A 9,081-nucleotide genomic window follows, 5' to 3' on the forward strand; every position below is an offset into this window, starting at 1 on the left:
GGCCGTTCGACGCACCGTCCTGGTTCACCGCACTGCCACGGACCACCGCCAGTACTTGGTGTCCGTTGCGCCGGGCGTCAGAAAGCCGCTCGACCAGAAGCAGCCCGACGCCTTCACCCCAGCCAGTGCCGTCCGCGGCCTCCGCGAACGGCTTGCACCGGCCGTCCGGAGCCAACCCGCGCTGCCGGGAAAACTCCACAAACGTCCCGGGCGTCGACATCACCGTCACCCCGCCGGCCAACGCCAGCGAACATTCGCCCGACCGCAACGCCTGCGCGGCCAGGTGCAACGCCACCAAGGACGACGAACACGCGGTGTCCAGCGTCACCGCCGGCCCCTCGAAACCGAACACGTACGACACCCGGCCGGACGCGACGCTCCCGGCATTTCCGTTGCCGCGGAAAGACTCAGCGCCTTCGGACACCGCACCCGGCCCGACGCCGTAATCGTGGTACATCACCCCGGCGTACACACCCGTGGCGCTGCCTCGCAGCGAGCGCGGGTCGATTCCGGCGCGCTCGATCACCTCCCACGACGTCTCCAGCAGCAACCGCTGCTGCGGGTCCATCGCGAGCGCCTCGTTCGGGGAGATCCCGAAGAACGCGGGATCGAATTCTCCCGCGTCGTAGAGGAATCCGCCCTCGTCGGCGTAGCTCGTGCCCCGGTGGTCCGGGTCGGGGTGATACACCCGCTCGACGTCCCAGCCGCGGTCGGCCGGGAAGCCGGAGATCGCGTCGGTGCCCGAGGCGACCAGTTCCCACAGTTCTTCCGGCGAGCTGACCCCGCCGGGGAAGCGGCACGCCATGCCGACGATCGCGATGGGTTCGTCCGCGGCCGGAGCCGCTGCCGGGGCGATCGTTTCGTCGGCCGCGCCAAGCAACTGCTCCCGCAAGTGCTGCGCGAGCGTGAGCGGTGTCGGGTAGTCGAAGATCAGCGTCGCATTGAGCCGCAGACCGGTTGCCTCGTTCAGCCGGTTGCGGAGTTCGAGCGCGGTCAGCGAGTCGAAGCCCATGTCCTGAAACGCCTTGGCCAGCTCGACGTGCTCGGCCGAGGCGTAGCCGAGAACGCGCGCGACCTGTTCCCGGACGAGCGTCCGCATCGCGCGGTCCTGCTCGTCCGCGGACAGCCCCGCCAGCCGTCCGGCGAGCGGGGTCCCGGAACCGGCCGACCGTGCGGTTCGACGGACCGGGATGCGCACCAGACCCCGGAAAACAGCCGGTACGGTTCCGCCGGACTCCCGGAGCACCGCACCAAGGTCCAGCGCCATCGGCGCCAGCACAGCCCGGTCGCTGCCGAGCGCGGCGTCGAACAGAGCGAGCCCGTCCTGCTCGGACAGGGGGCGCATCCCGCCGCGGACCAGCCGCGCACGTCCGGAAGCGTCGAGTTCGCTGGCCATTCCCGCCTCTGCCCACGCACCCCAGGCCAGCGATACCGCGGGGAGGCCCTGCGCCCGGCGGTGTTGGGCGAGCGCGTCGAGAAAGGCGTTGGCGGCCGCGTAATTGCCCTGGCCTGGGCTGCCGAGCGTTCCCGCTGCCGAGGAGAAGAGGACGAAAGCGTCCAGGTCGCGAGTGAGAGTGTGGAGATTCCAGGCCGCGTCGGCTTTGGGCCGGGACACCGCGGCCATCCGGGAGGGATCGAGCGCTTCGAGCACGCCGTCGTCCAGCGCGCCGGCCGCGTGTACGACCGCACCCAGCGGATGGTCCTCCGGGACGGACGCCAGCAACCGGGCGACCTCGTCCGGGTTGGCCACGTCGCAAGCCGCCATCGTGACCCGGGCACCCCAGCGGCCGAGTTCAGCCGCCAGCTCGTCGGCACCGGGAGCCGCCATCCCGCGGCGGCTCGCCAGCAGGAGGTGCCGGACGCCGTGTTCGGTGACCAGATGCCGGGCGATCAGCCTGCCGAGCCCGCCGGTGGCGCCAGTGACGAGCACGGTGCGGTCCGAGGAGAAGGCTGGCGACGGCACCCGCACCTCGCCGCCCCGCGCCGCAAGCTGCGGTTCGCCCGAAACCGGCCCGTCCGAACCGCCCGGCGTCGCGAACCGAGACTCACCCGAAACCAGCCCGGCGGACACCGCCCGGCCCGAAGCGAAGTCCGGCGACGCCACCCGCGCCAACCGCGGCACCCGTACCTCACCGTCCCGGACCGCGAGCTGCGGTTCGTCCGAGGCCAGCGCGGCGGACACTGCCCGGTATGAGGCGTCGCCGCGGTCGAGGTCCAGCAGCACGAACCGGCCGGGGTGTTCCGCCTGCGCTGACCGGAGGAGACCCCACACCGCGGCCGCGGCGAGATCCGGCACGTCCTCGGCCGGGTCGGTGGCCACCGCGCCGCGCGTGACGACGACCAGCCGCGAATCCGCGAACCGGGCGGACGCCAGCCAGCCCTGCACGGACCGCAGCACTTCGCTGGCCAGCTCGGTGTTCGCGGCAGCGGAGACGCACTCCAGCAAGACCGTGTCCGGAACGTCGGCCTCCGCCAGCGAAGCCAAGTCGGGGTAGCGGTCGCTGATTTCCAGCCCGGCAAGACCGTCCCCAGCGCCGAGTGCGGCCCAGCTCGGCACAGCCGGTGCGGCAGGCTGGATCGCCGTCCAGGACAGGGCGAAGAGCGAACCGTCCGGTCCGCCGTTCAGCTGATCCGCCGAGATCGGCCGCAGGGCAAGCGAGTCGATCGAGGCGACCGGGGCGCCAGTGCGGTCGGCCAGCTGGATGGCGAACCCGGACGCGACGGGCGCGAGCTGCACGCGGAGCGCGCTCGCACCCGAGGCGAACAGGGTCACTCCCGTCCAGGAGAACGGCAAGCGTGTTCCGTCGGCCCCGGATGCGGCGAAACCGATCGCGTGCAGCGCGGAATCGAGCAACGCCGGATGCAGGCCGAACGCGTCCGCGTCCGCGGGCGACTCGACCTCGGCGAACACCTCGTCGCCTCGTCGCCACGCGGCGGTCAGGCCTTGGAACGCCGGGCCGTACTCCAGTCCGGCGGCGGACAACTCGGAGTAGAGATCGTCGACCGGCAGCGCGATCGCGTCTCGCGGCGGCCACTCGACGAGGTCGAAACCCGCCGTACCGGCACCGGACGAGACGAAACCGGCGGCGTGCCGCGTCCACGGCTGGTCCGCGTCGCCCTCGGGACGGGCGTAGATCGCGATCGGACGGGCGCCGGCCGCATCCGCCTCGCCGACCTTGACCCGCAGCTGAACGCCGCCGTGCTCGGGCAGCACGAGCGGAGCTTCCAGGGTCAGCTCGTCCAGCCGGTCGCAGCCGGCCTGATCCGCGGCCTGGACAGCCAGTTCCGCGAAACCGGTGCCGGGGAACAACACCGACCCCAGCACCGCGTGGTCGGCGAGCCACGGTTCGGCCGCTACCGACAACCGGCCGGTGAGCACCACCTCGTCGGAGTCCGGGGCCGTCAGCACGGCGCCCAGCAGGGGGTGTTCCGGCGAGGCCAGGCCCAGGTGCCGGGCATCCGCGGGCACTCCGGGTTCCAGCCAGTAACGCTGCCGCTGGAAGGTATAAGTCGGCAAATCCACCCGACACGCGCCGGCACCGGCGAAGAACTGGCCCCAGTCGACGGAAACGCCGTTCGCGTGGAGTGCGGCGATCGCTTCGACCACTGCCCGTGGTTCAGCACGGTCCTTCCGCACCGCCGCGACCACGGTGGCCTCGCCGGCGAGGGATTCGTCGATCATCGCGGTCAACGTGCTGGACGGGCCGAGCTCGACAAACCTGCTGGCGCCATTGGCTTCCAGCGCCCGGACGCCGTCACAAAACCGCACCGTGTCCCGCACGTGCCGCACCCAGTAGTCCGCGGAGAACTCGGTGATCAGCGCTCCGGTCAGGTTCGACACCACCGGAATCCGCGGCTGGCTGAACTCGATGGTGTCGGCCACCCTGCGGAACTCGTCCAGCATCCCGTCCATGAGATGCGAATGGAACGCGTGACTCACCTTCAGCCGCTTCGTCCGCAGCCCCTTCGACTCCCACCGCGACACCGCGTCCTCATCGCCGGAGAGCACCACCGAACCCGGACCGTTCACCGCAGCAAGGCAAATGCCCGGCTCAAGCTCGATCTCGTCCTCGGAAACCTGCACCGCCAGCATCGCCCCGCCAGCGGGCAGAGCCTGCATCAACCGACCCCGCGCCGCCACCAACCGCGCCGCATCCGCCAACGACAACACACCAGCGACGTGTGCAGCAGCCAACTCACCGATCGAATGCCCACCAACGAAATCCGGCGACACACCCCACGACTCGAACAACCGAAACAACGCCACCTCAAACGCGAACAACCCCGGCTGCGTCACCCCGGTTTCATCCACCCGGACCGGGTCAGCCACCGCGTCCCGCACCGGCGAGTCGAGATGCCGATCCAACTCCGCGCACACCTCAGCGAAAACGTCCGCGAACACCGGGAAAGACTCCGCGAGCTCCCGGCCCATCCCAGCCCGCTGAGAACCCTGGCCAGAGAACAAAAACGCGATCCGGCCCTGAGCAGCCACTCCGGCGAAACCCCGGCCATCGGCCAGCGCGTCCAGCAGCTCGGCCCGGTCCCGGCCGACGACCACCGTCCGGTACTCCAGCGCCGAACGCCCGCTCGCCAGCGAAAACGCCACGTCCACCGGCCGGATCTCCGGCCGCGCGCGAACGTGCTCCGCAAGCCGCGCAGCCTGTTCCCGCAACGCTTCCCGGCTCTTCGCCGACAACACCCACGGCACCGCCACGGGCACGGAACCCGGTGTCTCCTCGGCGACCAGGTCCGGAGCCTGCTCCACGATCACGTGCGCGTTGGTCCCGCTGATCCCGAACGACGACACGCCTGCCCGGCGCGGACGGTCCGCTTCCGGCCAGGTCCTGGCTTCAGCCAGCAACTCCACCGAGCCCGCCGACCAGTCCACATGCGACGACGGCGCGTCGATATGCAGGCTCTTCGGCAGGACCCCGTGCCGCATCGCCAAAATCATCTTCATCACGCCGGCCGCGCCCGCCGCGGCTTGGGTGTGCCCGATGTTCGACTTCACCGACCCCAGCCACAACGGCCGTTCCCGATCCTGGCCGTAAGTCGCCAGAAGCGCTTGCGCCTCAATCGGATCGCCCAACGTCGTCCCGGTGCCGTGCGCCTCCACGGCGTCGACCTGGTCCGCGGCCACCCGCGCGTTCGCGAGCGCCGCCCGGATCACCCGTTGCTGCGAGGGGCCGTTCGGCGCCGTCAACCCGTTGGACGCACCGTCCTGGTTCACCGCGGAACCGCGCACCACGGCCAGTACCGGATGGCCATTGCGCCGAGCGTCCGACAGCCGCTCAACCAGCAAGATCCCGACACCCTCGGAGAACCCGGCGCCATCCGCCGCGTCGGCGAACGACTTGCACCGGCCGTCCGAAGCAAGACCGCCCTGTCGCGAGAATTCCCCGAACACCGAGGGCGTCGACAACACTGTCACCCCACCGGCCAAGGCCAGCGAGCACTCGCCCTGCCGCAGCGCCTGCACCGCGAGATGCAGCGCCACCAAGGACGACGAACAAGCCGTGTCCACCGTCACCGCGGGGCCTTCGAACCCGAAGAAATACGACACTCGGCCGGTGGCGACGCTTCCCGCGCCGCCGTTGCCGAGATAAGCCGCGACGTCGTCGGGCACGGAGCCCAGCCGGCTCGCGTAATCGTGGTACATCAGGCCCGCGAACACCCCGGTCGCGCTGCCCCGCAACGACTCCGGCGCGATCCCCGCGCGCTCGAACGCCTCCCACGACGTCTCCAGCAGCAACCGTTGCTGCGGATCCATCGCCAGCGCCTCACGCGGCGAAATCCCGAAAAACTCCGGATCGAACGACACCGCGTCGTCCACGAAACCGCCTACGCCGGCCGGTCCGTCCCAGCCGCGATCGGCGGGGAACGCGGACATCCCGTCACCGCCCCGGCTGACCAGTTCCCACAGCGCTTCCGGGGAATTCACCCCTCCGGGGTAGCGGCAGGCCATGGACACGACGGCGATCGGCTCGCGCAGTGCCGCGGAGAGCTTGCGGTTCTGCTCGCGGAGGCGTTCGGTCTCCCGGACCGAGCGGCGAAGTGCTTCGACCGCCTTGTCCTGGAAGTCATTCATCGCCGTACTGCCCTTCTCCCGGAAAGCCCTGGTGGTCCGGGTTGTGCAACACCAGGTCGATGAGACTGCTCGCGTCCATCGATTCGATCGAGTCGCCTTCCTCTTCCGGGACAACCGGATCCGGCCGGGCTCCGGCGAGTTCCAGCAGGGTGTCCAGCACTCCCGCGTCGCGCAGGCGCGTCAGGGGAACGGTCAGCAGCAGGTGCCGGATCCGGTCCTCGCTCCGGTCGCCGGACAGGTCCGGAACCAGTTCCGCCAGGAGGTGCTTCGCGAGGGCCGCCGGCGTCGGATAGTCGAATACTAGAGTGGCCGGGAGCCGAAGTCCGGTGACAGCGTTCAACCGGTTGCGCAGTTCGAGTGCCGTCAGCGAGTCGAATCCGATCTCGCTGAACGCCCGGCCGGCGTCCACCGCGTCCGCGGTTTCGAAGCCGAGCACACCGGCGACCTGCGTCTGCACGATCTCGACGAGCGCTGTTTCCCGTTCGGCCGCCTCGGGCAAGGCGGCGAGACGGTCTCGCAGTTCGGCCGCCGAACCGGGGTCGTTCCTGGCAGCCCGGGCCGAGGGAACCCGGACCAGGCTCCGCAGGATCGCCGGAATTCCGCCCGGCCGCCTCCGCAGCGGCGCGATGTCGAGGTGCGCCGCGGCGACAATCGCCTCGTCCGCGCCGAGTGCCGCGTCGAACATCGCGATGCCGTCCGCGGCCGACAGCGGCGTCAGCCCGGCCCGGCGCATCCGGTCGACCTCGGCCGTTGCGAGCTCGCCGGTCATCTCGCTGGCCTGCTCCCACAGGCCCCAGGCCACCGACACCGCGGGCTTGCCGAGTGTCCGGCGGTGCTGGGCAAGCGCGTCCAGGAAGGCGTTCGCGGCCGCGTAACTGCCCTGCCCCGGTGCGCCGAGCACGCCCGCGAGCGAGGAGAACAAGACGAACGCGCCGAGTTCGGCGTTCTCGGTCAGCTCGTGCAAGTTCAGCGCCGCGTCGACCTTCGGCCGCAGCACCGCGTCGAGCCGCTCGGGGGTCAACGCCTCGACGACGCCGTCGTCCAGCACGCCCGCGGTGTGCACGACGCCGGTCAACGGATGCTCCGCCGGAATCTTCGCCAGCAGCTCGGCGAGTGCGGTCCGGTCGGCGGCGTCGCAGGTCGCGACCTCGACCTCGGCACCGAGCGAACTGAGTTCCGCGGCCAGTTCCGCCGCGCCGGGCGCCGAGATCCCGCGGCGGCTGGCGAGCACGAGGCGCCGGACATCGTGCGCGGCGACGAGATGCCGCGCCACCAATCCGCCGAGCGTGCCGGTGCCGCCGGTGATCAGGACCGTTCCCGCCGGATCGAATACCGGATCCTGCGTCGCGGGCTTCGGGAGACGGCCGAGCCGCGGCGCCTGGATTCCGCCGCCGCGCAGCGCCAGTCGCGGTTCGTCGTGCGCCAGCGCGGCCGGAAGCTTCCGCAGCGAAGCGTCGTCGTCATCGAGATCGAGCAGGACGAACCGGCCGGGGTGTTCCGATTGCGCGGACCGGATGAGCCCCGACACCGCCGCGCCTGCGAGGTCGTCGGCCGTGCCGCGGGTGACGAACACGAGCCGGGCGGCCGACAGCCGCTCGTCCGCCAGCCATGCCTGGACCAGCGCGAGAGCTTCGCGCACGGCGGTGTGCGCGGACGTCGCGGAGCAGTCGACCAGGACGAAATCCGGGATCTCGGCAAGCGCGGTCACATCGGCGCAATGGACGACCTCGACGCCGCTCAGCCCGAAAAGTCCCTTGAGCCGCCCGATCTGCTCGCCGAGCACAGCGAGCCGCGGCTTCCCGTCCGCAGCGGCTCCGGACAGCTCCGTCCAATTCAGCCGGAACAGCGAATCGGCACCGTCCGGGCGGGCGGCGCGGACCTGCCCGGCCGACACCGGCCGCAGCACCAGCGAGTCCGCGGACAGCACCGGAGCACCCGTCCCGTCCGCGATCCGCAGCGCCACCCCGTCCGCACCGGCCGGGGTGATCTTGACCCGGAGTTCGGCGGCACCGGCGGCGAACAGCTTGACCCCGGTCCACGCGAACGGCAGCCGGGTCTCGCCCGGACGCGGTTCGCCGGACAGCCCCAGCGCGTGAAGTGCCGAGTCGAGCAATGCCGGGTGGATTCCGAACGCGCCCGTCGCGTCGGTCCGGACCTCGCCGAAGATCTCGTCGCCGCGCTGCCACGCCGCGGTCAGGCCCTGGAAGACCGGACCGTAGTCGAGCCCGAAACCCGCCAGCCGGTCGTAGAGCCCGTTGATCTCCACCGAGGCGGCCTCCGGCGGCGGCCACGCGGCCAGGTCGAACGACGGTGTCCCGGAGCCGGCGCGCACGACACCCGTGGCGTGCCGGACCCAGGCCTCGCCGAGATCCGCGTGACCCTCGGTCCGGGAGTAGACGCTCAGCGATCGGGCCCCGGAATCGCCGGGGCCGCCCAGGACGACCTGGAGCTGGACGCCCCCGGTTTCCGGGAGCACCAGCGGCGCTTCCAAGGTCAGCTCCTCCAGCACGTCGCAGCCGACCTGGCCCCCGGCTTGAAGAGCGAGTTCCAAGAAGCCGGTGCCAGGGAACAACACCGCGCCCAAGACGGCGTGGTCCGCAAGCCACGGCTGGGTTTCCAGGGAAATCCGGCCGGTGAACAACGTCCCGTCCGACTCCGGCAACCCGGTGGCCGCGCCCAGCAGCGGATGCCCGGCCACGGTCAAGCCCAGGCCGCGCACGTCGCCGCTGGCCGCGACGGTGTTCAGCCAGTAGCGCTGACGCTGGAAGGGATAAGTGGGCAAGTCGACTTTGCGGGCCCCGGTCCCGGCGAAGAAGACCTCCCAGTCGACGGTGCCGCCGCGGGCGAACACCTCGCCGAGGGACACGGTGAACCGGTCGAGGCCGCCCTCGTCCCGGCGCAGCGTTCCTGCGGCAGCCGCGGCGGTGTCCGTCGAGTCGATCGTGTCCTGCAGTCCGGGCACCAGCACCGGGTGCGGGCTGACCTCGACGAAC

Annotated in this window: 2 protein-coding genes and 1 pseudogene; all 3 read right to left on the reverse strand. The window is 71.2% G+C overall.

Translation table 11 applies throughout. The features are described 5' to 3' along the window. A partial coding sequence (locus H4281_RS44905) for a type I polyketide synthase (protein ID WP_446680402.1) occupies window positions 1–5,971 on the reverse strand: 5,971 nt, incomplete at its 3' end. 60 nt (window positions 5,972–6,031) lie between these two features. Further along, window positions 6,032–6,088: pseudogene (locus H4281_RS46895) on the reverse strand (hypothetical protein); the annotation flags it as partial. After that, on the reverse strand, window positions 6,081–9,081 hold a 3,001-nt coding region (locus H4281_RS44910), incomplete at its 5' end, for a type I polyketide synthase (protein WP_182896939.1). The pseudogene H4281_RS46895 and the gene H4281_RS44910, both read right to left, overlap by 8 nt.

This window comes from Amycolatopsis dendrobii (genome assembly GCF_014145675.1).
Lineage (GTDB): Bacteria > Actinomycetota > Actinomycetes > Mycobacteriales > Pseudonocardiaceae > Amycolatopsis > Amycolatopsis dendrobii.